The 24,082-nt window shown below is 35.7% G+C and carries 11 protein-coding genes; all 11 read left to right on the forward strand.

All coding sequences use genetic code 11. The features are described 5' to 3' along the window. Window positions 1-132: 132 nt before the first annotated feature. A complete protein-coding gene (locus tag GJJ64_RS13100; RefSeq protein WP_154288223.1) occupies window positions 133-2,445 on the forward strand; it encodes a glycoside hydrolase family protein in 2,313 nt (770 codons plus the stop codon). A 19-nt stretch (window positions 2,446-2,464) separates the two neighbouring features. Then, a complete protein-coding gene (locus GJJ64_RS13105) occupies window positions 2,465-4,279 on the forward strand; it encodes a glycoside hydrolase family 88/105 protein (RefSeq protein ID WP_154288224.1) in 1,815 nt (604 codons plus the stop codon). 173 nt (window positions 4,280-4,452) lie between these two features. Then, complete coding sequence (locus GJJ64_RS13110; protein ID WP_154288225.1) at window positions 4,453-7,800, forward strand: SusC/RagA family TonB-linked outer membrane protein; 3,348 nt, start codon at window positions 4,453-4,455, stop codon at window positions 7,798-7,800. An 11-nt stretch (window positions 7,801-7,811) separates the two neighbouring features. Next, entirely contained in the window at window positions 7,812-9,713 is a 1,902-nt protein-coding gene (locus tag GJJ64_RS13115) for a RagB/SusD family nutrient uptake outer membrane protein (RefSeq protein WP_154288226.1), read from the forward strand. Between the two features lie 16 nt (window positions 9,714-9,729). Next, the gene (locus GJJ64_RS13120; protein WP_154288227.1) at window positions 9,730-10,761 is read left to right on the forward strand and encodes a DUF5017 domain-containing protein; all 1,032 of its coding nucleotides are present in this window, start codon (window positions 9,730-9,732) and stop codon (window positions 10,759-10,761) included. A gap of 162 nt (window positions 10,762-10,923) precedes the next feature. Continuing rightward, the gene (locus GJJ64_RS13125; protein WP_154288228.1) at window positions 10,924-13,167 is read left to right on the forward strand and encodes a right-handed parallel beta-helix repeat-containing protein; all 2,244 of its coding nucleotides are present in this window, start codon (window positions 10,924-10,926) and stop codon (window positions 13,165-13,167) included. A gap of 236 nt (window positions 13,168-13,403) precedes the next feature. Continuing rightward, window positions 13,404-14,942, forward strand: a complete 1,539-nt coding sequence (locus GJJ64_RS13130) for a sialate O-acetylesterase (RefSeq protein ID WP_154288229.1) — start codon at window positions 13,404-13,406, stop codon at window positions 14,940-14,942. 43 nt (window positions 14,943-14,985) lie between these two features. Continuing rightward, entirely contained in the window at window positions 14,986-17,565 is a 2,580-nt protein-coding gene (locus GJJ64_RS13135; protein WP_154288230.1) for a heparinase II/III family protein, read from the forward strand. Between the two features lie 17 nt (window positions 17,566-17,582). After that, entirely contained in the window at window positions 17,583-19,754 is a 2,172-nt protein-coding gene (locus GJJ64_RS13140; RefSeq protein ID WP_154288231.1) for a hypothetical protein, read from the forward strand. A 5-nt stretch (window positions 19,755-19,759) separates the two neighbouring features. Further along, window positions 19,760-21,289: a sialate O-acetylesterase gene (locus tag GJJ64_RS13145; RefSeq protein ID WP_154288232.1), complete on the forward strand. Its 1,530-nt coding sequence runs from the start codon at window positions 19,760-19,762 to the stop codon at window positions 21,287-21,289. Between the two features lie 55 nt (window positions 21,290-21,344). Further along, entirely contained in the window at window positions 21,345-23,867 is a 2,523-nt protein-coding gene (locus GJJ64_RS13150) for a hypothetical protein (protein ID WP_154288233.1), read from the forward strand. Window positions 23,868-24,082 lie beyond the last annotated feature (215 nt).

Below are 24,082 nucleotides of genomic sequence, written 5' to 3' on the forward strand. Positions count from 1 at the left end.
CATGTCTATTGGGTAGTAAAAAACGCCGTTACTTTACGTAACAGCTTGATAGCTTAAAACCAATTAAGAGATAAACCAATCTTCATTTGCTTTTATAAGCGCTAAGTAAACAGGCTGTATACTAAATTAACAATGATACGTACTAAGCTAAAATTTACCTTTGCCTTATGGCTTATATGTTTACAGCCAGCAATAACGGCAATTGCTCAGCATGTTAATTCTTTTGAAGGTTTTTTGGTTAAGAATAAAATCAGCTTACAGGCCAGAATAAATCAGTACAATCCGCAACGTTATAATTTATTAATTCATCAGCAGCAGTTTTCTGTAAAAGAGGGAGTTAGTGTACAGCAAGTAAAAAGCTCAAAATGGGAAATTAAAGCGTCTTTTAAAGCTGTTGAAGATGATAAAAGCGCACAAGAATATATTTTAACTTTTAAATGTATTGAAGGCGCTTTAACCGATGCTAGCTTATCAGCAACCATTGCTATTAACCATTGGGATGCTAAAAATTATGTGTTATTACCGGCAGCAGCCTACAATGGAAACAAATATACTTCAAGAAAACTACGCTATTCTCCTAAGTTATATGATGTAAAAGATATTGGCCCCAATATCCCTATCATTATTAATGATGTACCTACATTAAATGAAGCCGACGGTGTTTCTCGTATACAAGAAAGAAGCGGTAGCTTAAGTACGCCAGCAGTAGGTTATGTAGCGCATCAGCAACATAAAGGTTTATGGATGCTTACTCATCAAGGTAATCAATTAGGAGATTATGGTATTGATGTAGAAGAGAGCAGAGATAGAACAAAAGCTTATATCACCATCACATCGCCCGTAGTGCGTGAGCAATTTTTATATAAAATTTGCGATAGCAGAGTGCCAAGTTGGGATGAACCAAAAAACTTTAAAAAAGGAGATGAAATAAGTATTAGCTTCAAGTTGTATGATTTTGAGGCGCAACAGCCTCAGGATTTATTTGATAAGTTAACGAGTATTAGAAAATCATACATCCAAGATACACAACAGAAAGATGTTTTACCTTTTTCTGCTTGTTTCACCACGCTTGAAGAAAAGTTTAATAGGTACAATTTTGTTCCAGAGCATGGCTATTATTCGGTTGGTTTAAGAGAAAACTATCTTCAAGACTGGCAAATAGGCTGGACAGGTGGTATGATATCAACCTACCCGCTTTTGGTTAAAGGAAATGCCCAAACAAAGGCAAACGTTATTAGAAATTTCGATTGGTTATTTGCTAACGGTATTAGTCCATCTGGTTTTTATTGGGATGCTGGCGAAAAAGGTACTATTTGGTATGGTGGCGATATCAGAAATCCGCAGTCTAAAAACTGGCATTTAATACGTAAAAGTGGCGATGCAGTTTGGTACATCTTAAAACAGTTTTCTCAGATGGAGAAAATGGGAATCACTGTTAAAGAAGAATGGAAAGCTAAAAATCGTTTGGTATGTAATGCTTTTGTGAATTTATGGAATCAAAATCGGCAGTTAGGGCAGTTTATAGATTCGCAAACAGGTAAAATAAGTGTTGGAGGTTCTAGTAGCGGAGCTATCGTTCCTGCTGCTTTAGCATTAGCATCCGTATATTATCAAGAACCAAAATATTTAAAGGTTGCACAAGAAATTGGCGATTATTTAAACGAGAATTTCACAAAAAAAGGAATTAGCTGTGGCGGCCCGGGTGATGCTTTACAAAGCTTTGATTCTGAATCTTCTTATGCTTTAGTAGAATCTTACACAGCATTATATGAGTATAGTAAAGACAAAAAGTGGTTACAAATTGCTCAGAATGCTGCCAACCAGTTTGCTAGTTGGGTAGTTTCTTACAATTATCAGTTTCCTGATACTTCGGCTTATCATAAACTCAATATCAAAACTACAGGTAGTGTTTATGCAAATATTCAGAATAAGCATACAGCCCCAAATATTTGTACTTACTCTGGTTTAGCTTTATTAAAGCTTTATCAGTACACACAAAAGCCATTTTATCTTGATTTGTTGAAAGACATAGCGCATGGTAACACGCAATATTTAGCACATCCGCAAAATCCTATACCACAAACTCCAAATGGTTTCATGAGCGAGCGGGTAAACATGACAGATTGGGAAGGTAAAGGCTCTATTGGCTATGTATTGCCCCTAACCACTTGGGCAGAAACATCATTAATGCTTACCGCGATAGAAATTCCTGGTGTTTATATAGAACCTCAAAAAGAAGTTTTTACAGCTTTTGATAACATTCAGGTAAAGAAGCTTAAAAGTAATCAAAAGCAATTGGTATTAAGGTTTAGCAATACCACCAAATTAGAAGCTGATGTAAACATTGTATCTGCCATAGCCGCAAAACAAGGTTCAAAAGAGCAGCAACAGCTTATAAGTTTAGCTCCTGGAGCTTGCAAAGATTTGATTTTTAAAAAGAAATAAAAGATAAATACAAGAAGATATGAATATTTTAAGGTGTATTACAGCAATAGTTTTTATAAGTTTTAGTGTACAAGCCCAGTCAAGTAAGTCTGTGCAAAGCCCAATACAGTATGCTAAAATTATTGGTGATAAACTTATTAGAGAAACTCCGTTTAAATATAATTTGTCTGTTTTTAAGAATAGCCATGTTTTTAATGGCTTACAAACCGTAAATTTTGAAAGAACTTTTGCATCGCAGCAGCCAGCAGTAGCTTATGCCTTTACTACGCTAGATGCCCCTCAAGATATGCAGTTGGCCTTAGAATTTGAGCATAATGATGGCTTAAAGATTTGGTTAAATGATGAAATTGTTTATCAGTTTGCCGGAGATAAAAAGGTGAAATTAATTTACGATGAACGTAATATAGAGCTATCACAAAGCTGTTTATTAAAACTTAAAAAAGGTAAAAATAAGCTTCTGCTGAAATCTGAAACTAAAGGAGGCGAGTGGGTATTTCTGATGCAACCTCCAAGTACTAAAGGCGCTATAAGTAAAGCCAACGTTTATCCTGGTATTGGTTTAAAAGATGTTCCTTACATCAGCGCAAGTGTTACTGCCATTTCAAATTGGTTGGTTGTTGGTCCGTTTGAGAATCCTACGGTAGCTGGTAAAAGAACAGGGCTATCAATAGCTTATGCCCCAGAGAAGGAAATTGAGTTTGGTAAAATGTATGCAGGTTTAAACCAAAATATTACTTGGACAATCCCTAAAATAGAAATTTTAGGAACTTTAATAAACCCTCTAGAGTGGGGTACCAATTACCAATGGAACTATCATAATGGAGGCGTGGCTTGGGCTATGCAATTATTGGCTGAGCTTACAGGTGAAAAGAAATATGATGATTATGCTACCAATTATGGTGATTTTCATCTTAACGGACTTCCTTTTGTTGAGTATCAGTTGAAACGATTACATGCTGATAGCTCTGCCAATAGCCAAATTATTGATACCAAATTGCTTGATTTTGCACTTGCTCCATCCTTACCTTTAATTTACAAGCTAAGGAAACAAGACAACTTTCCTTATCAGCAGAAATATAAAGACTTTGTAGATAAAATGCTGAATTATGCAAGGTACGAGCAATTAAGATATCCTGGGCAGCAAATGTATACCAGAACCACACCAGAAAAATATACCACTTGGGTGGATGATATGTTTATGGGAATCCCTTTCTTGATGCAAGCCTCGCAATATGCTAAAGATCCGGAGGCCAGAAAGTTCTTTATGGATGATGCCGCACAGCAGGTTTTAGAATATAAAAAGCAAGTATGGAACCCAGATGCTAATTTATATATGCATGCAAAATACTCTTCTAAAGATGTGAAATTGCCACATTGGTCTAGAGCAAATGGTTGGGCAATATGGGCTATGAGCGATGTTTTAACTTATCTTCCTAAAGATCATAAGCATTATAATGCCATATTAAATCAGTTTAAAACACATGCTACATCTTTAGCTAGATTTCAAAATAAAAGAGGCTTTTGGCCAAATGTTTTAGATTATCCAAGCTCAAAAGATGAAGTATCCGGAACGGCTATTTTCACTATGGCTATGGCCAGAGGTGTTAGAAACGGTTGGTTAGATAAAAAGACTTTTACACCTATTGTTTTAAACGGTTGGAAAGCTATCCAATCTCAGATAGAAGCTGATGGTACCGTACATAATATTTGTATGGGAACCATGTGTTCTGAAGATGTAAATTACTATTTAAACAGGCCATTTTTTGATGATGATACGCATGGGTTATTTGCTGTATTATTTGCTGCTATTGAAGTAGAGAAAATACTGAAGTAAAACCTTATTTTAAGGCTGAAATTGAATAATTGGGGCATGAATTTGCAACATGGGGAGCTTTTTTAAAGCATAAATGATTCTATTTTAGACTTTGATTTGGTAGCTATACAACTTGCTACCACACCATATAAAACCAAATAAACTAAATTATAAACTAAACCAAATTATTAACGATGATTAAGTTCAATTTAAGGCTTAATACTTTTTTTAGTAGCGCCAAACAAAAGAAGATAACTGCCTTTATGCTTCTTTTATTGTGTTCTTTTCACTTGGTTATTGCGCAAAGCAAAACATACAGGGTTAATGCTACAGTAAAAGATAAAAAAGGAGAAACTTTACCAGGCGTTAGCGTAACTGTAAAAGGAGCAAATACTTCTGCCATTACGGATGCTAATGGTAAGTTTACGCTAAATGTACCAAACTCACAATCTATCCTCATATTTAATTATCTAGGTTTTAAAACAACAGAGAACTTAGCCATCAATATAAATGGTAAAGATGTTGTTTTAGAAGAAAGCGTTTCAGCACTTGATGAAGTTGTAGTTATAGGTTATGGAGCTGTTTCAAGGAGAGATTTAACCGGTGCGGTAGGTAAAGTAGATGTAGTTGATTTGCAAAGAGCGCCAGTACCATCTTTTGATGCTGCATTGGCTGGTAGGGTAGCCGGTGTAAATGTTGTTTCTACTGATGGACAACCAGGTGGTGCAACTAGAATTACAGTAAGAGGAAGCTCGGTTACACAAGACTCTTCTCCTTTATTTGTGATAGATGGTTTTCCGGTAGAGAATATGGATATCAGTTCTATCAACCCACAAGATATAGAGTCTTTTGAAGTCTTAAAAGATGCATCTTCAATAGCTATTTACGGTGCTAGAGGAGCCAATGGTGTTATCATGGTTACTACTAAAAGAGGAACAGTTGGTCCGCCTAAAATTAGTTATTCTTATAACTATGGTTTACAAAAGGATATCAACCGTGTAGAGATGATGGATCCTTATGAATTTGTGAAACTACAATTAGAAATAGACAGACTAAGAAGCACTCCAAGTGCTAGACAATTTACAAATGATATTATTTATTTAGGTTATAATCCAGCTGATGGAACTCGCCTAAGAACATTAGAATCTTACAGGAATGAAAAAGGTTTTGATTGGCAAGATTTAGTATTGCAAACAGGTTCTCAACAAAACCATTCATTAAGCTTAATTGGCGGTACAGATAATACAAAATATGCGGTATCAGGTTCAAGATTTGATCAGAAAGGTATCATCGTTAATACCGGTTATATACGTAATGAAGGTAAGATAGCAATTGATCAAACCATCACCAAAAAGTTAAAAGCAGGTGTTTCTGCTCGTTATTCTAATACAAAAACCTATGGTACTGTACCAATCGGAGCAGTTACAGGAGGTGTTGTACAAGGGATGTGGCAGTATAGACCAGTTTCGGGGGTTAATAATCAAGACTTAACTAACTCTTTAATTGATAGTGCTGCTTTAGCAGACTTTAATAATGGTGTTACTACATCTCTTGGTGATAATTTAGTTAACCCATTATTACAAGCACAGAATGAGCTTAGAAACGATATTAGAAATACAGGTTATTTAAACTTGTATGGTGAGTATTCTTTTTCTAAAGCCTTAAAATTTAAAGTTACAGGCGGTTATAACGCAACTATTGTAAGACAAGAATTTTTCTATAATTCAAAAACACAACAAGGAAACCTATTTAAAAATCCCAATGGAGCGATTCCAAATGTTAATGGTATTAATGGTAGAATTGCCAATCAGCTTAATCAAAATTATTTAACAGAAGGTTTACTAACTTTTAAAAAGGTTTATGATAAAAAGCACTCTTTTGATGCTTTAGGAGGTTTTACCTATCAATACGCTAAAAGTATGGGCAACGGTTTTAGAGTTACCAATATACCAGAGGCACAAGAATATTTAGGTCTTTTAAGTATGAACACCGGTAGAGCAGAAACCCCTGTTATTGGTGGTACGCATTGGCAATTATTTTCATTTATAGGTAGGTTAAATTATACTTATAAAGATAAATACTTATTTACCTCAACCGGAAGATACGACGGTTCTTCAAAATTTACGCCTGGTCAACAATGGGGTTTCTTCCCTTCTGGGGCATTTGCGTGGAGATTTACTTCAGAGCCATTTATGAAAAAGTATAGTTTCTTAGATGATGGTAAATTAAAAATAAGCTATGGTTCTGTGGGTAATAATCGTGTCGGAGACTTTAGTTATTTGCCACAATTTGGAAACTTAAATAATCCGCAAGGATACCCATTAAATAACCAGTATTTTGGTGGTGTTACTCCATTTTTCTATGGAAATAACAATTTAACTTGGGAAACAACTAATCAGTTAGATTTAGGCTTAAGCTTATCATTCTTTAAAAGTAGATTATCCATTGAAGCAGATTATTATAATAAGTTAACTAAAGATTTCTTGTTAGGAGCAACCTTACCAGCTTTAGCAGGTTATGCAAATGGTACCAACTCTCAATATCAAAATGCAGGAGAAATAAGAAATCGTGGTTTAGAGTTTACCATAAATGCTGTTAATATCAACAAAAAAGATTTTGGATGGAGAACTAGTTTCAACATCAGCTTTAACAGAAGTATGGTATTATCATTTAACAATCAGATAGAGAATATCACTACACAAGTGGTTGTACCAGGTGTATCTACCGCAAACAGACCTATCGGTTGGATAGCAAGAGTAGGAGGTTCAATTTCTGATTTCTATGGTTATAAATTTAGTGGAGTTTATCAATATGAAGATTTTGATAGGTTGTCTGATGGTTCTTATGTGGTAAAAAACACCATTCCATCGTACTCTGCCAATGTACAGCCGGGCGATGCTAAGTATCAAGACTTAAATAAGGATGGTATCATCTCTGATGCGGATAGAACTGTTTTGGGTAGTCCGCTTCCGGTTCACCAAGGTGGTTTATCAAATAATTTTAGATACAAAAACTTCGATTTAAATATTTTCTTCCAATGGTCTTATGGTAATGATGTTTTAAATGCCAATAGGATGGTTTTTGAGCATGGTAACTATACACCATTTAGTAATCAGTTTGCATCATTTGCAAACAGATGGACACCAGAAAATCCGTCAAATGAAATCCCTAGAGCACAAATATTAAGAGGTGATGCAGGTAGTGCCAACCCTGTTATTTCTTCAAGATTTATAGAAGATGGTTCTTTTATCAGGTTAAAAACCATAGCTCTTAATTACACTTTTGCCAAAGACGCCCTTAAAAAATGGGGATTAAGTAATGTGAAGTTAAATGTAAGTGCACAAAACATCTTAACTCTTACCAGATATTCTGGTACAGACCCAGAAGTTTCAACTTTCAGAGTGACTAATGAAGCTGGCGTAGGGACAGGTTATACATTTATACAGCCAAGTAGTGGGTATACTGCTTTAGCAGGAGGACTAGATTTTACCCCTTATCCAAGAGCTTTTATCGCTACTATGGGTTTAGTTGCTAACTTTTAATTAGACGTGTCATGAAAATTTTAAAATATACAGTTACAATTGCTATACTATCTTTCTTTGTGGTTTCTTGTCAGAAAGATGTTAGTCTAGAGCCTATTTCTTTCCAACCAACAAACGTTACCACACCTGCACAAGCAGAGAGCCAGTTGGTAGGCGTTTATAATGTGCTTAGCGCTCAACAAATGTATGGCGAAGGTTTATGGGGCTACTTAACTGCGGGTGCCGATGAAAGTTTCCGTTCGGGTTCTTTACCTGCAACTATTTTAACCCAACATTATAATATAGAAGCATCAGAAGCTAACCTTTATACCTATTGGAGAAATCTTTATATGGGTATTGAAAGAGCAAATGTTTTGCTTGATGGTTTAGATAAACTTCAGATGAATGCAACCCGCCGCAATGCAATAAAAGGTCAAGCTAAATTTTTAAGAGCTTATTACTTTTATTTATTGGTAAATCATTTTGGTGATGTGCCTCTAAAAACAACTTTAACAACAGAATTGGGTACAAACTTTAACCTACCACGTGATAGCGCCAAAAATGTTTATGAGTTTGTAATTAAAGAAATGGAAGAGGCTCATGAACTTGCAGAAAGCATGACTACCGTACGTACCACTACCATTGTTACTAAAAGTGCTATCGAGGCTATGTTAGCAAGAGTTTGTTTATCTATGGCTGGTAACCCGGTTAACGATGAAACTAAGTATGCAAAAGCACTTTTTTGGGCTAAGAAAACTATAGATGCCAATATTCACTCTTTATATTCAAGTCCGCATCCTTTGTATGCAGAAACACCGGCTTATGCAAGAGTTTTTATCAATAACATGCAAAATAATGTAAATGATGCAAGTATTGGCGAAGGTATTTGGGATGCTGCTTTTTTATCAAAATCTAATGCTACAGGTCCTTATGCAGGTTTAGGTTTCCCAGTTACACAAACTTTAGGAGCTTTAATGGGGGTTTTCTCTAATGATGCTAGTGCAAGAGCGCCTATAGGTTTCTCTAATGCTACTTACAGAGCTTTACCTAAGCTATATAATTTATATGCTCCCGGAGATTTAAGAAGAGATTGGTCTGTAGCGCCTTATCTTTACAGAGGAACTAGCACAACTAGATTATTTTCTCTTCAAGTTAATATTACAGGTGGCGGAGGTACAGGAGCTAGAGCAACAGCTTTTACTTCTAATACCGGAGCTATAACCTCTATAGTTATTGATAATCCAGGGACAGGGTATACAACTGCACCAACCATAACATTTACATCTAATAATACAGGTCCTACAGCTTCTGCACCTATATCTGGTACCAACGTTGCTTTAGCAACCGCTGTGGTTTCTGGTGGTAGGTTAACTGCTATTAATGTTACTAGAGCAGGTAGCGGTTACCCAACTGTTTATGATAGAGCCGCAGCAAAATGGAGAAGAGAATACGAGGTTAACCTTCCAGATATCAGATTACAAAATAACACGGCTTGTAATTTCCCTATTATCAGGTTTGCAGATGTTTTATTGATGGCAGCCGAGGCAGATTTAAAAGTTAACGGTACACCAAGCGCCGAAGCTGTTGAATATTACAACCGAGTAAGAAGAAGAGCTTTTGGTTTAAATCCTTTATCGGCACAGCCAACAGTAGATGTAAATACTTTCACTATGGAGGATATTTATGATGAACGTTCGAGAGAATTATGCTTTGAAGGTGTTAGAAGAGCAGATTTAATTAGATGGGGTATCATGACTAGAGAGATGACAGAGGTTGTACAAGATAACGCTTTAAGGTCGCCATCTGGTTATGCAGTAGCGTCTTCTTTAGCTGCAAATAATTTCTTAACAAACCCAGCTAAGTATGTTTTATTCCCAATTCCAGCGAGAGAGAGGGAGCTTAATATTGCATTAACTCAGAATTTAGGTTGGTAAATAATTTATAAGAATCATGAAAAAATATAACTCAATTATATATGCTTTATGTATCATGTTTGGTCTTACAGCATGCGAGCAAATAGAGCTACAAGAAGTAGACTTTAAAGTTTCAACGGCAAAAGCATCATACGCTGTTGGCGAAGAAGTTGTTTTCAATATTGAAGGGGGTAACTCAGACCAAATTATCTTCTATTCAGGAGAAACTGGAGCCAATTATCAAAACATAAACCGTTTAAAAGAAGCTGGGATAAACAAGTTACAGTTTGAAACTTCTATGCAACAAGGTTTATTAACCGATAATGATTCGTTAAGATTATTAATCTCAACAAATTTAGCTGGTTATGATTCTGCAAGTGTGGTAAGAGCCACATGGGTTGATATCACCGATAGAAATACCTCTTGGCCTACATCATTGGCAACAACGTTTACAACTTCTAGCGTAATTGATATTACTGATTTCAATACTGCTGATAAAGTTAACATCGCTTTTAGAGCATTAGGAAAGAAAAAGCTTACCCAACCTCAACGCCGCTGGCAAATAAGAAATCTTTCTTTAAGTAACGAGCTTGTAGATGGTACCAGAACATTCTTATTTTCTGCTCCTTTTGTTAATGCAAGCACTCCCTCTGCATCAGATTTTAGATACACAGGATGGGTACATGTGAGCCTAAAAAATAGCCTTACACAAGGTTCTAATGTTTGGGATGTTGGTGAGGCAGGAGTAAACGGAAGAGATAGTTTAAGAAATAGGAATGGTATTGCCATAAAAACGAATTATCCATTACAATTTAACCCGGGTGGTACTTTAAATAACGATGATAATGATGATTGGGTAATTACAACTGCAGTTGATTTAAAAACAACAAGACCAGCAGCAGGTACGATTATCAAAAATGTAATCAGTAAAATTTTAACTAGCCATAGGTACAGATTTACTAAAGCAGGAAATTACCAAGTTACTTTTGTTGCCTTAAATGATGTTAATGGTGAAACAAGAAGGGTAGTTAAAACTATTGATTTAGAAATTACAGCACCAGCACCTTAGTAAACAAAGTAAACACGCATAACACTAACTAAAATCATACCCATGATTTTTATTTTGTTGGCCCAAACAACCGCTATGTTTGGGTTCAACAAAATCTTAACATACGTTTAAATAACAACAATTCTCCATATTAAAACTGTAAAATTTAATCTAAAAAAAAAGATGAAACTAATTTTAAGCATCACGCTGTTATTAGGAATTCAGGCTGCTTCTGCTCAACAATTTTATGTGAGTCCAACAGGTAATGACAATCATAAAGGAACATTAGAGCAGCCCTTTGCTACTTTGGCAAAAGCCCAACAAGCAGTAAGAAATTTCAAGCAGAATAATCCAAAAACAAAAATTACCGTTTTTCTACGTGGTGGTAGATATCAATTAAATTCATCCTTCAAATTGGGGCAAGATGATAGCGGAACACCAAACGCTCCTATCGTTTATCAAGCATATGGTAATGAAAAACCAGTACTTAATGCAGCTGTAAAAATAGACGAGAAAAGCTGGAAACCACTTTCAAAAGAAGCAAGAGAAAGGGTACATCCAAAAGTAGATGCAAATAAGCTAGTTGCTTTAGATTTAGTTGCTTTAAAAACCAAAAATGTACAGCAGTTTGCTCCTAAAAACTCATTTACTACAGAGTGGTATTCTATAGACCTTTTCGCAAATAACAAAAGACAACCTATTTCTAAATGGCCAAATATTGGTGAAAATATAAGAGGGGTAAATGATCCAGGATGGACAACTACCAACGGTTCTAAAGATGAGCGCTCTTTCTATTTTGCTGAAGGTGGTAAACCAGAAGATAAAGATGGTTTTAATGAATTAGATGCTGACGGTACAAACCGCTCTCAACGTTGGGCAAATTCCTTAAAAAAAGGTCATGAAATATGGTTGAAAGGTGTATGGCGCACTCCTTGGGATCCGGTTACGATGAAAGTAGAGGAGATTAATCTGAATGATAAATCAATCAAATTATTTAACGCTCCGCAACTAGGTATGGGCTCAAAATATTCTCCTGAAGTAAGTAAAAATCCACTTTACAGAGTAGGAAGCGGTAAAGAAGGGTATTATATCCTTAATTATTTAGATGAGATAGACCAACCGGGCGAGTGGGCTGTAGACTTCAAAGACAAAATGTTATACTATTATCCTATCAAACCTTTAAAACAATTAGAGGTAATGATTGCCGATAATAAAGAGCCTATGATAAGTTTACAAAATGCAGCTTATGTACAATTTATAGGCTTAACTCTAGAGGGAGGTTTGGGGAATGGCTTTGATTTAAGAAGCACTTCAAACATCCAAATTATGGGTTGCGATATTAAAAATGTGGGTAACAATGGTATCTTAATAGAAGGAGGAAGCAGGCATAAAGTATTGTCTAATAATATTTTTGAAGTAGCTGCATGCGCTATAGATATTAGAAATGTGGGTTCAAGAAGTAGGTTGATATCTTCTTTTGATACGATAAAGAATAACTACATCCATGATATAGGCGTACTTAATTTCAGAGAAGCTATTTTCCTTAAAAACGCTGTAGGAGTTGTTTTGGCAAACAACTTAATACATGATGTTCCAAAAGGCGCTTTCAGATCTGATGAGATTAATGATTGTATCATAGAATATAACGAAGTTCATAATATTGCTTTAAAAGAAGGTGATACCGGAGTTTATTACAACTACGGAGGTTGGAGTACTTATGGAAATATCTTCAGATACAACTTCTCACATCATACCAATAGAGCAAACGGTTTTTACTCTGATGACGGCGATAGTGGCGATTTTTATTACAAAAACATCGTTCATAATGCTGCTGATGCGGTTAAGTTTGGTGGTGGACATCATAATGTTGCAGAGAACAATTTAATTGTAGAATGTAAAGCACAAGTTATTGATGACCGTGGCATTGCCCGTAATTATTATTTAGGTACTAAATACGAAACTAACTTAACACAATTTAATGTTTTTGCAGAGCCTTGGCTATCTTACGGGAAAAAGATGATGAAAGACTACAACCTTAAGGATTCTTTATGGGCTGATATTTTAAAAACTACTTGGCAACCAGAACACCCAAATGGATGCAGGGTTAAAAATAACGTAGCAGTAAAAAGTGGTCCGTTTCAGAAGCCTAAAAATGGTAAAGTAGAAATTGCCGATAATTTAGAAATACCAACCATACAAGCGGCGGGTTTTTACAATTATCCAGAAATGGATTTAAGAACAAATAATCCAGCAATACTTGCAAAATTCCCTGATTTGAATGAGGCTTTCCCTAAAATGGGCTTACAGGTAGATAGTTACCGTAAAGTGGTGCCAACAAGAAAGCAAACTGCTGGTCTTAGCAATCGTACCAATGCCGAGGTTGTAGATACCGAGGATAAAATGATTGATAACTATAAGAAAAAATAAGCAATTAACCTGTTACCATCTTCATACATGTAGTTGGTAACAGGTTTTTAATCAAATTGCAACCTAAAGTATATATCCTGCAACCTCTAGCAGCTTTTACAGCTTAAACTTCTCTTACTTTAGCCTTAACCAATTCGGTTTATCAATTTAAGATAGTTGATAACCTAAATTAATATGCGGAGATGAAATCATGATATAGACTTTCGTCTTCAATAAGCTCATTAAAAAAATAAAAAATGAAAATGTTCTTCAAAAAAGCTGCATTAAGCTTATTCAGTTTAGTGCTATCTGTAAGTACTATGCAGGCCAAGGTAACACCAAATAGTTTATTTGGTAATAACGGAGTTTTACAACAAGGTGTAGAAGTGCCAGTATGGGGTACTGCCAATGATGGCGAAGAGGTTACCGTAGAGTTTGCAGGCCAAAAACATGTTGTAAAAGCCACAAACGGTAAATGGTTAATTAAGTTAAAACCTTTAAAGGCATCGGCTACGCCACAAGATATGCTTATTAAAGGCGAAAATACCGTGACTATAAAAAATATTTTGGTAGGAGAGGTTTGGTTATTGAGCGGACAAAGCAATATGGCTTTCCCTTTAAGAGCCATCAAACCTATAGGTAATAGCCAAGCTTTGGCTGATGTTTTAAAAGAAGCAGATTACCCTCTTATCAGACAGTTTTCTATTCCTTTAAGAAAATCTGTAACAACACCAGAAATTATAAAAGATGTAAATGGTAAGTGGAATGTTTGTACACCTACAAATGCCGGAAACTTCTCTGCTGTAGGCTTTTTCTTTGCTAGAGATTTGTTTAAAAGATTAAACGTACCTATTGGTTTAATTAACTCATCGTACGGTGGTACAGCTATAGAAAATTGGGTTAGCAAAGAAACTTTAGATGCTTTCCCCGAGTTGCAATCTATCATTACCAATTACAACAAAGCACTCAAAGATTTTCCTGCAAAATTGGCCGAATACCAAGCCAACGAGCAAAAGCTAATGGCCGAGTTTAAAGCTGATTCTGCTTATGCAGCACAGCAAAATAAACCTTTGCCTCGTAAACCTGCTGCACCTATGAGTCCGGCAGAACGTGGTGGGCCAACAGGTTTATATAATACCATGATTCATCCTCTCATACCTTATGCCATGAAAGGTAGTGTTTGGTACCAAGGTGAAGCCAACGGAAGTAGAGGTAAACAATATCGCACACTTTTACCAGCATTAATAAATAGCTGGAGAGCAGAATGGGGTTTAGGTGATTTCCCTTTCATTATTGTGCAAATTCCAGGATGGAAAGCTCATCAGCCCGAGCTTAGAGAAGCACAACTTTTAACCTGGAAAAAGATTAAAAATACAGCCATGACGGTTATTACCGATGTTGATGATACCCTTGATGTACATCCGGGTAATAAGCAACCTGTAGGAGAACGTGTAGCTTTACAAGCCAGAGCCATAGCTTACCAAGATAAAATTGTATATGCTGGCCCTGTATATGAATCTATGAAAATAGAAGGCAACCAAGCCATCTTAAGCTTTAGCCATGTAGGTAAAGGTTTGGTAGTAAAAGGTACAGAACTTAAAGATTTTATTATCGCTGGGGCAGATAAGAAGTTTTATCCTGCAAAAGCTATTATCAAAGGAGATAAAATTATCGTTTCTGCCGATGCCGTTAAAAGCCCTGTAGCAGTAAGAATGGGATGGCGAATTTGTCCAGAAATTAACCTCTACAACAAAGAAGGTTTGTGTGCTACTGCGTTTAGAACAGATGTAGATTAAGAAATAGCCCTAAGCCAACATAAATGTTTGTCAAAATATTTTTATGAAGATTCATTATTACCTGTTAGCCATTGCTTTTGCTCATAGTTTTACTCAGTTAAAAGCACAAAACCCTCAAGCAAATACATTATTAAAAAGCTATCAAAACGATACGCTTTTAAAAAGCGATAAGCGAATGCAAGAACAGCCTCAGCGTCGTTTTACTGCAGATGAGGTTTTAAATAAAAGCATTAAGTATAACAATCCTTATGCTACTGTTATTAATAATCAATTTTCAGGTTTTGCAGCAAATAAAATCGGTAAACTGGCAAAAGAAGGTACTTATCCAAGGCTTTTTACCAGTACAGATGAATTTCCTCAAATTAAAAAGCGATTAAATAGTACTCAAATTGGTACTCAACTTATGGCAGTAGCTATTAAAGAGCTTTCTAATTTAAGAAACGGTAAAGATATTTATGCTAAAGCTTATCAAAGCTTTCTGATAACGGATACTTTAAAATTAAGAGCAGATTTTCGTTTTGCTGATTTTGCCAACTTGCTAGCCGTACAGGGCTTATTAGCCCAGATTAATCAGGATAATATTCTTTTACAAGAAACCGGCAAAGTAGCAGGTCATTTTATCCAAGCATGGATACAATACATCAATACCATTCCGCATGTACAAGGGAAAGAAATGATGGTAAAAGAACAGGTTTATAATGGTGCTAAAATGGCCAAACTGTTTGATTTTACCAGTAACGGGATGACTCAGCAGCAGAAAAATACCTATTTCAATTTTATGTTGAAAGAAACTACAGGTAAATATGGCGATGGGATGCAATTACCTCCGCATTGGAGGCGCTGGAACCATATTGCCTCTGCTTTAGAATATCCCTTAGCAGTTTTATCTATAGAAAATCAAAAAGGTTTTGATAAACGCGTTTATGATAGAGGTTTAGAAGTTCTGCAAGATTATCTTACCTATACTTTTAGTCCTGAAGGGATGAGTAATGAAGGTATTACTTACACTTTTAATCCCTTTGCCGATGATTTATTATTGATGGTTGCAGCCGCTAAAAGAGGAAAAACTGATTTTTGGGCACATCCGCATTTAAGAAAACTTCCAGATTGGTTGATGCACTCTATATCTCCCAATCCTGATGCTTTATGGTCTTCGCATGGAGATGTAGGAAGTGCATCTACTTTACCGTGGCTCATGATGATGATAATGAAATTTTATTATCCGCAAGATGCTAAAATAGATTATTTATATGCGAATTGTTTACCTCAGGATATTTCTAAATTACCAGACGTAAGTGCTTTTGTATTTGCTATAGACCCAGATAAAACTAAAGCTCAGTACAATGGTGTGCCTTTGGTTGAGATGCCTTTAACTTTTTTCTCGCCACACAGAGGGACTTTAATGAGTAGGAATAAATGGGCTAAAGATGGCATTTTATTTCAGTTTGATGGCAGACAAGATACGTACTTCCAATCTCATGACCATTCTGATAGGGGTAACTTTACCTTAGCAGCTCATGGTCGTTGGTGGGTGGTAGATGGATGGCGCAGTACAGAAAGCAAATACCATAGTGTTGTTACCATTGATGGAAGAGGGCAAGGTTATTTTGCAACGCCAGCCTCATGGCTAAACTTTGTAGACCATAGCAAAGCAACATTTGGCGCTATCAATCAGAAATATTGTTACGATTGGTTTTGGTTAAAATCTCCGGTAGCTGATATGTTATTGAATAAAACAGTTGAGCCACAATGGCAAAACGGTGTTTATGCCGAAGCCGCTAAAGGTTTAAGAAATTATTATCCGGATGCTAAACCGCAAAGAGACCCCCTTAGAAAGGTTGCCGAATATTTTAATGGTAATTTAGAAACTAATCCTCTCATATGGAATGAAGATACTTGGCCAATGCGCTTAACTAATTTTCAGGTAGAATATGCTTTTAGAACAGCAGGATTGGTTAAGGGTAAGCATAATTATGTTTTAATTGTAGATGATATTAAGAAAGATCATCAGGAACGTTTATACGAGTGGTTGATGCCCATGCCGCTAGATGTAGAAGTGGTTTCTATCAAACAACTGGTTGATGTGAAGCAAGAATCAGGTGCTTTAAATATTGGTTTCAATACTTTAAAAAACAGGGGTTTACAAGGCGATTATGATATTCTTTTGGGTGATAAAAGAATGAAACGCAATATGCAGGATGTAGATACGGATGTTTCAGAAACCTATAAAGCAGGAAGATTTACACCTAAAAAAGGCGATCCGCAATTATTAGTAAGAGTTTTAAACCATAGGGCGGCACCTCGTCCTAATTTAGAACCCAATCCAAGATTAGAAGTAATAGAAAAACTAAAAACAGAAGATATGCATCAGTTCTACTTAAGAACTATGGATATTGGGAAAAGATTAGTTATTCCATCACGCTCTCATCAGCCAGATTTTAAGGTGTTGTTATTCCCACATTTAAGTGGCGATGATTTACCAAAAACCCAATGGAATAGCACTAGAACAGTACTTACCGTAACTTTTAAAGATCAAACAGATACTTTTTATTTCGATAAAACAAGCAGTGGAAAAACCAAAGTAAAGCTGGTTAGAGACGGCGAAGTGATATTTGATATCTAACATATAAACCCATATTCATGAAAAAGTATTTTCTTTTATTTCTGCTTATTAGTATTGGTGCTCAAGTATTTGCTCAGAAAAGTACCTCTAAAATACAATACATAAAGTCGTTTGATAACGTAAATCACCCACAAATAGCTTACTGGTTTTTTAATAAAGATATGCTGGTAGAGCAAGCATGGAAAAGAAAAATAGATAGCCTTGCAGCCAATAGCAATTATACTATGGTGTTTTTGTCTTCTCGTCATGGTGTTGATTTTTTCGACCCTGCTAAGATGAAGCCAATTTTCTCAAATTTTGTAAAATATGCACATGAAAAAGGCTTAAAAGTAGGTTTACAACTTTGGGGAACTAATAAAAATACATCAGAAGAAAGTAGCGAGCGGGTAATTATTGAAAACGAGGTGCTACTAGACCAAGACGGAAAAGCAAGTTTAACCAATACTGCTAAACACGTACGCAGCCAAAGTGGAAAGCCTTTTAAAGCTGCATTGTTGAAAGCTTATATGTTCAAGAAAACGGCTTCTGGTTTTTATCAGCCTGGTACTTTGCTAGATATTACCAATTTATGTAAGGTAACATCAGCCACAGAAAATGCGATTAGCTTACAAATACAAAATGATAAAAAGTATAGCGGTTACTCGGTTTATGTCATCACACAGCATTATTACAGGGTATCGTCTAACCACTCTCAAGAGGCTATCAATAAGTTTGTAGAAGTGATGCAAGCCTATAAAGACATTCCCTTTGATGGTATTGGGTTAGATGAGTATACCAATCTTAAATTATTTGCTACTTGGGAGCTACAAAAGGCTAATGCTAAATTAAGAGAGCGATTATACAGTGTAGATATGGCAAAAAAATATAAAGAGCTTTATCGTAATGATATAGAACGTACTTTTTTTGATATGCGTTATGCACCATTAAATCAACCAGAAATAAGAATAAAAGCCATCAATACCTACATGGATGTAATGCGTAAAGGCTCTTTAAATGTAGAAACCGCTGTGTATGATTATGCCAAAAAGATTTTTGGTCCAGAAACCTTTGTAGGCTTACACAACAGTCATCATAACCATTTAGATGGTGATGAAGTATGGCAAACTGGTTTAAATTGGTGGAATGTGAAGCGAGATTACGGTCATACCGATGAGGAAACCAGCCTGCCTATACAAATGGGAGTATTTTATGGCTACAAAAAAAATATGTTGTACAATATGTACTATCATAAAAAAATAGAGAAAATAGAAGAAAAAGCGTATACCGATATTCAATATAACATTCGTACACATTACCATGCCGTTAATGATGTACAAAATTGGGGTGTAAGTGTTGAGCAACCTTTGGCACTTCAAAAAATAAACCCGGTAGAACATAGTGCCCGATTAATGAACCACTTTAATGCTCCTTTACCAGAAGTTAAGTTATTGGTAGTTTTTGGAAGAGAATCGCTGTTAAATTGGTATCCAGATACAACTAAAAGAGGTATTTGTGATATCAACGATAAGTTAAAAATAGAAGAAAAAGCAAAGAAAATTTGGGAAGCCGGGTTTAAAAATGCTTTAGTACCTACTGATGTTATTAATGATGCTCGTTTAACCATCAACAGCAATGGTAAAGCTGTTTATAACGGTTATACTTTTGATGCTGTGGTTTTCTTATATCCAGAGTATGCACAAGAAAAAACCATAAAGTTTTTAGAGCAATACGTAAGTAAAGGCGGTAAATTAATGGTTGAAGGCAACTTAACAAAAGATTTTTTTGGTAAAGATGCTTCTGCCCGATGGAATAAAATTATAGCTCATAAAACAGTTATTAAAGGTTTAGATATTAATAAAATAGAAGCTTTGGGTATTCTTAAAGATAAGAATGAAAGTGCCTGTAAAATGTTAGACGGTAGCTGGCTATTTTCTGATTATGAGAATTTTACACTTAATCGTTTAAGTAGCTTTAAGCAAAATATAGAGGGTAGTTTATTTGAAGGCTCTTTTAAAGGATATGCAGCTATTAAAACATCCAAAAGTCAAATAGAAAAATTTGTGGCAACCGCTTTTCAGGAGCTAAAAGTAAATGGACAAGTAGTTTTAGCTTTAGATAAACCTGCTGATATTGTTTTAACTTACCAAAACAATCAATACAACATGCAAATTGCTGGCGAGGATGTAAAAGTATTGGTTAATAAACTCTAAAGCTTATGAGATTTTTAAAAGCATTATCCTTTTGCATCATTGTAGGCTATACCCATGTAAATGCCACTGTAAAATTAAATACTTTATTTACCGATAACATGGTGCTACAAAGAAATACAGAGCTACGTATTTGGGGTTGGGCCAGTAAGGGTGAAAAAGTTATACTAAAGTTTAACGGCCAACAGCAAGAAACCATCGCTAAAGATGGCAAATGGATGTTACGTTTAAACCCTATGAAAGAAAATTTAGAGCCTCAAGATTTGATAGTAATGGGTACTAATACCATCACCATAAAGAATGTTCTTATTGGCGATGTTTGGATTTGCGCTGGCCAAAGCAATATGGAGTGGGGCTTGTCAAAATCTACCAACGGTTTAAAAGCTATAGAAGAAAGTAATAACCCTTTGCTCAGGATTTTTAATGTTCCGCATAACCCGCAAATGCAGCCTGTAGAGCAGGTAAATGCAAAATGGGTAATCAGCCAGCCATCAACAACCAAAAATATCTCTGCAGTAGGTTATTGGTTTTTAAGTAATTTACAAAAGGATCTTAAAATACCTATTGGTTTTATAAATGTTTCTTACGGAGGTACTCCTATAGAATCTTGGTTAAGTAAAGAAGCGCTAAAAAGTATGCCTTTTCAGGATAAATATATGGACGCTGATGTTATGAAAGCCGAGTATGATGAGAAGTTAGAAAAAATTAAACCTTTGATTCAGAAATATGAACTCTTGAAAGATTCTGCTCGTTTAGCAAACCTTCCTACACCACCACGTCCGGCAGAAATTCCTACCGAGTATAAAGGTACAACCACCATTTATAACGGAGAAATATTCCCGCTTTTACCATTAGCTGTTAAAGGAATTGCATGGTATCAAGGAGAAAATAATGCTTATACAAACAGAGCTCATACTTATGAAGCCTTACTTACTAAAATGATTACCTTATGGCGAGCAGATTTTCAGCAGCCGCAACTACCTTTTATCATCATTCAATTACCCGGACATAAAAAAGAACAAGAGCAACCAACCGAGCATAGTGGCATTGCTATGTTGCGTGAAGCACAATTAAAAGTCTCTCAAAAAGTACCTTATACGTGTTTAGTAACTACCTCAGATTGTGGAGATCTTGATGTTCATTACACTTTAAAAGAACCTGTTGGTTATAGGGTTTACCAAGCGGCTTTAAATTTAGCTTATGCTAAGAAAACCGTTTTTACAGGCCCCTTATATCAATCATATAAAGTTTTAAGAAATAGTATCTTGATAGATTTTACGCATAAAGGTGGCGGCTTAACTATTAACGCTAAAGCTGATGAAAAACTGTATGGTTTTGCCATTGCTGGAGAGGATAAGAAATTTTATTGGGCCAATGCAGTCATCAAAAATAATAAAGTAGAGGTAAGCAGCCCGCAAGTAGCTAAACCTGTTGCAGTAAGATACGGTTGGGCCGATTTTTCTAAGAAATGGAACCTATTTAATAAAGAAGGTTATCCGGCTTCAACTTTTAGAACAGATTACTGGGAACTTAAATAAATAAAGCCAAACTTTATATCCTTGTAATTGACCTTAATCTTTAATGAATTTTAAGATGATATCCTCTTTCAATATAAAAAGACTTTTATCGGTACTTATTGCTTTAAACGCTGGTTTTTGTGTCGCTCAAACAAATTCAAATTCAAAAACCACTCAAGAACATCCGGTTTATAACCGTATGGATTTTGCTAAATCTAAACTCTCAAAAGTTCCTAAGGCAGGTATTCACCCTAGGGTTTTGTTTAGCCCTTCTGATATTCCTGATATCCAAAACAGATTAAAGAATACAGAAGTTGGCAAAGCTGTAAATGCTTATATGCTTGCTGAGTTATCTCAAACAACCAGAAATCCTAAAGTGCCTATTGGGCAGGCCGTTATAGCTTTAAGCAAGCAAGATTTTGAAAGTTTTAAACGCTTAGAAGCATCTTTTTTAATTGATAATCCTGCTTTTACCGATAAGGTTTTTAGAAATAGCATTATTGCTATGCTACGTGTTGATGCATTGGAATGTTTACTTTCTAATAACCAAGAACGTGGCAAAATTGTAGCAGCTGCTATTGCCAGTTGGGCTAAAAATTTAGAGCCTGAAGTAGAAATATGGCGAAAAAGCTTGTACCCAAACGATGCAAGTAGATGGGGAAGCTGGCATGCTTTAGGTAGTTATGCTTTATTTGCCACACACCATTTAGGAGATGCTTATGATGTAGCTTTTAATTTTATGAGTACCGAGCAGAGAACCCAAACCAGAAGAGTAATAGCTAAAATTACCAATGGAGCTTACACTTTTGCCAATAGATTACCTGCTCATTTACGTAGCTGGAATTGGGTTAATTATAGCAATTGTTTACCAACACTTGCCTTGGCTATAGAGGGAGAAGAAGGGTACGATGCTAAAGTTTATCAAGCAGGTGTAGAAATCATGAGAGATTATATCAACGCAAATTATTCTCTTAAAGGAAGCAGTACAGAGTCTTTAGGTTATACCAGCGGAGGCTGGAAAGATGGGGTGCCAGCAGTATTGGCAATGGCAAGAAGGGGAGATAATTTAATGTTGATGCCTAAATATCAGGCCATAAAAAATTGGCAATTGCATGTGATGCTTCCGCAAGAGGGCGAATGGCTTAATCATGGAGATTTAGGTAATTATCCTCCCGGTTTTCATGAAATACAACTCATGAAATACTTTTATCCATCAAACGCTATTATAGATTATAACTATCAACAAGTAACCAAAAAAATGCTTGCTAAGCCTGCTGAAATAAAAGAAATGTTATTTGAAGCTGTTATTTTGGCTTGCGATGTTTCTAAAACTACTAATGGTAAATGGATAGATTATCAACAAGGCAAAGCGCTTCAACAAACTTTAGATTTTTTTGATGAAGAAAGAGGGAATTTAGTGAGCAGAAATAGCTGGGATAAAAATGCAGTACAATTAAATTTCGAGTGTAGGCCTGATACCTATTATGCTGGTCATGAACATGCTGACAGAGGCAATTTTAATATTGCTGCCTTAGGACGATTGTGGACTCCAGAAGGTATGCGTTCGCCAGAAGGTAAATACCATAATATCATTACTATTGATGGTCGAGGACAAGGTTATTTCCCTACACCAGGTAAATGGTTGGGTTACTACCAATCTGCTGATGCTGTTTTTGGTTCTTGCGACACTAAATATGCTTATGATTGGTTTTGGCCAAAATCTATCGTGAGTGTAGATACCAATAGTACAAAATTTAAATCTCCACGTTTTGCTTTATATAGAGCAGAAGCGGTAGACTATCAGCAAAAGTATGTGATGGAAAGAGACCCGCATCCAAACGTAAAGAATAAATTTTCTGGGGTAGACTTTGGCGATTCTGGTATGTGGGATGAAGACCCTTGGCCTGTTCGTATTGCTTATAATCCGGTTCAATATGCTTACAGAACCGCGGGCTTGGTAAGAGGTAAACATCCTTATGTGGTGGTTTTTGATGATATTAAAAAAGATAATCAAGAGCATTTGTACGAGTGGAATATGATGTTAGCGGCAGATTTAGAAATCGTGAGTATCAAAGAAGAAGATGCTGCACAAAATTTCTTGGGCCCACGTGTTCTAGAAAGAACAAATAATTTTTATACCGATATTATTTTAGGTAGCGAACTCATTCCTAACAAAGAAGGTGTCTATCAGCCTGCAAAAGGCGAACCTTTATTGTTGGTTAGGGTATTACAAAAAAACAATCCTGCTGATATTAGAAATTACGATACCCGCCCCAATCCACGTTTAGAAGTAATAGAGAAGAAAGACACATTTTCTAGTCCGGGTGTTCATTTAGGCCCAGGCGGAAGAACTTTTGGTACAGCAAAACGCTTGGTTATTCCTAGTAGAGCTGCTTCGCCAGATTTTAAAGTGATGATTTATCCATTTAGATACGGTATAGATCCATTACCACAAACAAATTTTAGCGATACTGCCCAGCTGAAAATAAAAATAGGCGAGGAGCAAGATATCTATCAACTTAAAAAGGATAGTACAACAGGAAAAACAAGCTTTGTTTTACAAAAATCAGGTTCAAATTCATCTTTAAAGGTTGATTAAAAGAAATTGAAAATAGATATAAGCGGATATGAGTACTGCTTTATAAGAAGTAGAAATTATACCAGATTTATTAGTGTAATTTTCTATTGTTGGATGAAAGAGGCTGTTTAAACGCAGTCTCTTTTTTTATGTTGTGATATAGCATAAAGTCGTTTGTCATCTAGAGCGGAGTAGAAGGATAAACCTATAAAAGCAAAAAATCCCGGAGACGAGAA

The organism is Pedobacter puniceum (assembly GCF_009674685.1).
In the GTDB taxonomy this organism is placed as follows: Bacteria; Bacteroidota; Bacteroidia; order Sphingobacteriales; family Sphingobacteriaceae; genus Pseudopedobacter; species Pseudopedobacter puniceum.

Bases quoted from the DNA above. Each gene is read 5' to 3' on its own strand.
- GJJ64_RS13135 (WP_154288230.1), top strand. From the start codon at position 14,986: ATGAAGATTCATTATTACCTGTTAGCCATTGCTTTTGCTCATAGTTTT.
- GJJ64_RS13105 (WP_154288224.1), top strand. From the start codon at position 2,465: ATGAATATTTTAAGGTGTATTACAGCAATAGTTTTTATAAGTTTTAGT.
- GJJ64_RS13125 (WP_154288228.1), top strand. From the start codon at position 10,924: ATGAAACTAATTTTAAGCATCACGCTGTTATTAGGAATTCAGGCTGCT.
- GJJ64_RS13115 (WP_154288226.1), top strand. From the start codon at position 7,812: ATGAAAATTTTAAAATATACAGTTACAATTGCTATACTATCTTTCTTT.
- GJJ64_RS13110 (WP_154288225.1), top strand. From the start codon at position 4,453: ATGATTAAGTTCAATTTAAGGCTTAATACTTTTTTTAGTAGCGCCAAA.
- GJJ64_RS13130 (WP_154288229.1), top strand. From the start codon at position 13,404: ATGAAAATGTTCTTCAAAAAAGCTGCATTAAGCTTATTCAGTTTAGTG.
- GJJ64_RS13145 (WP_154288232.1), top strand. From the start codon at position 19,760: ATGAGATTTTTAAAAGCATTATCCTTTTGCATCATTGTAGGCTATACC.
- GJJ64_RS13140 (WP_154288231.1), top strand. From the start codon at position 17,583: ATGAAAAAGTATTTTCTTTTATTTCTGCTTATTAGTATTGGTGCTCAA.
- GJJ64_RS13150 (WP_154288233.1), top strand. From the start codon at position 21,345: ATGATATCCTCTTTCAATATAAAAAGACTTTTATCGGTACTTATTGCT.
- GJJ64_RS13120 (WP_154288227.1), top strand. From the start codon at position 9,730: ATGAAAAAATATAACTCAATTATATATGCTTTATGTATCATGTTTGGT.
- GJJ64_RS13100 (WP_154288223.1), top strand. From the start codon at position 133: ATGATACGTACTAAGCTAAAATTTACCTTTGCCTTATGGCTTATATGT.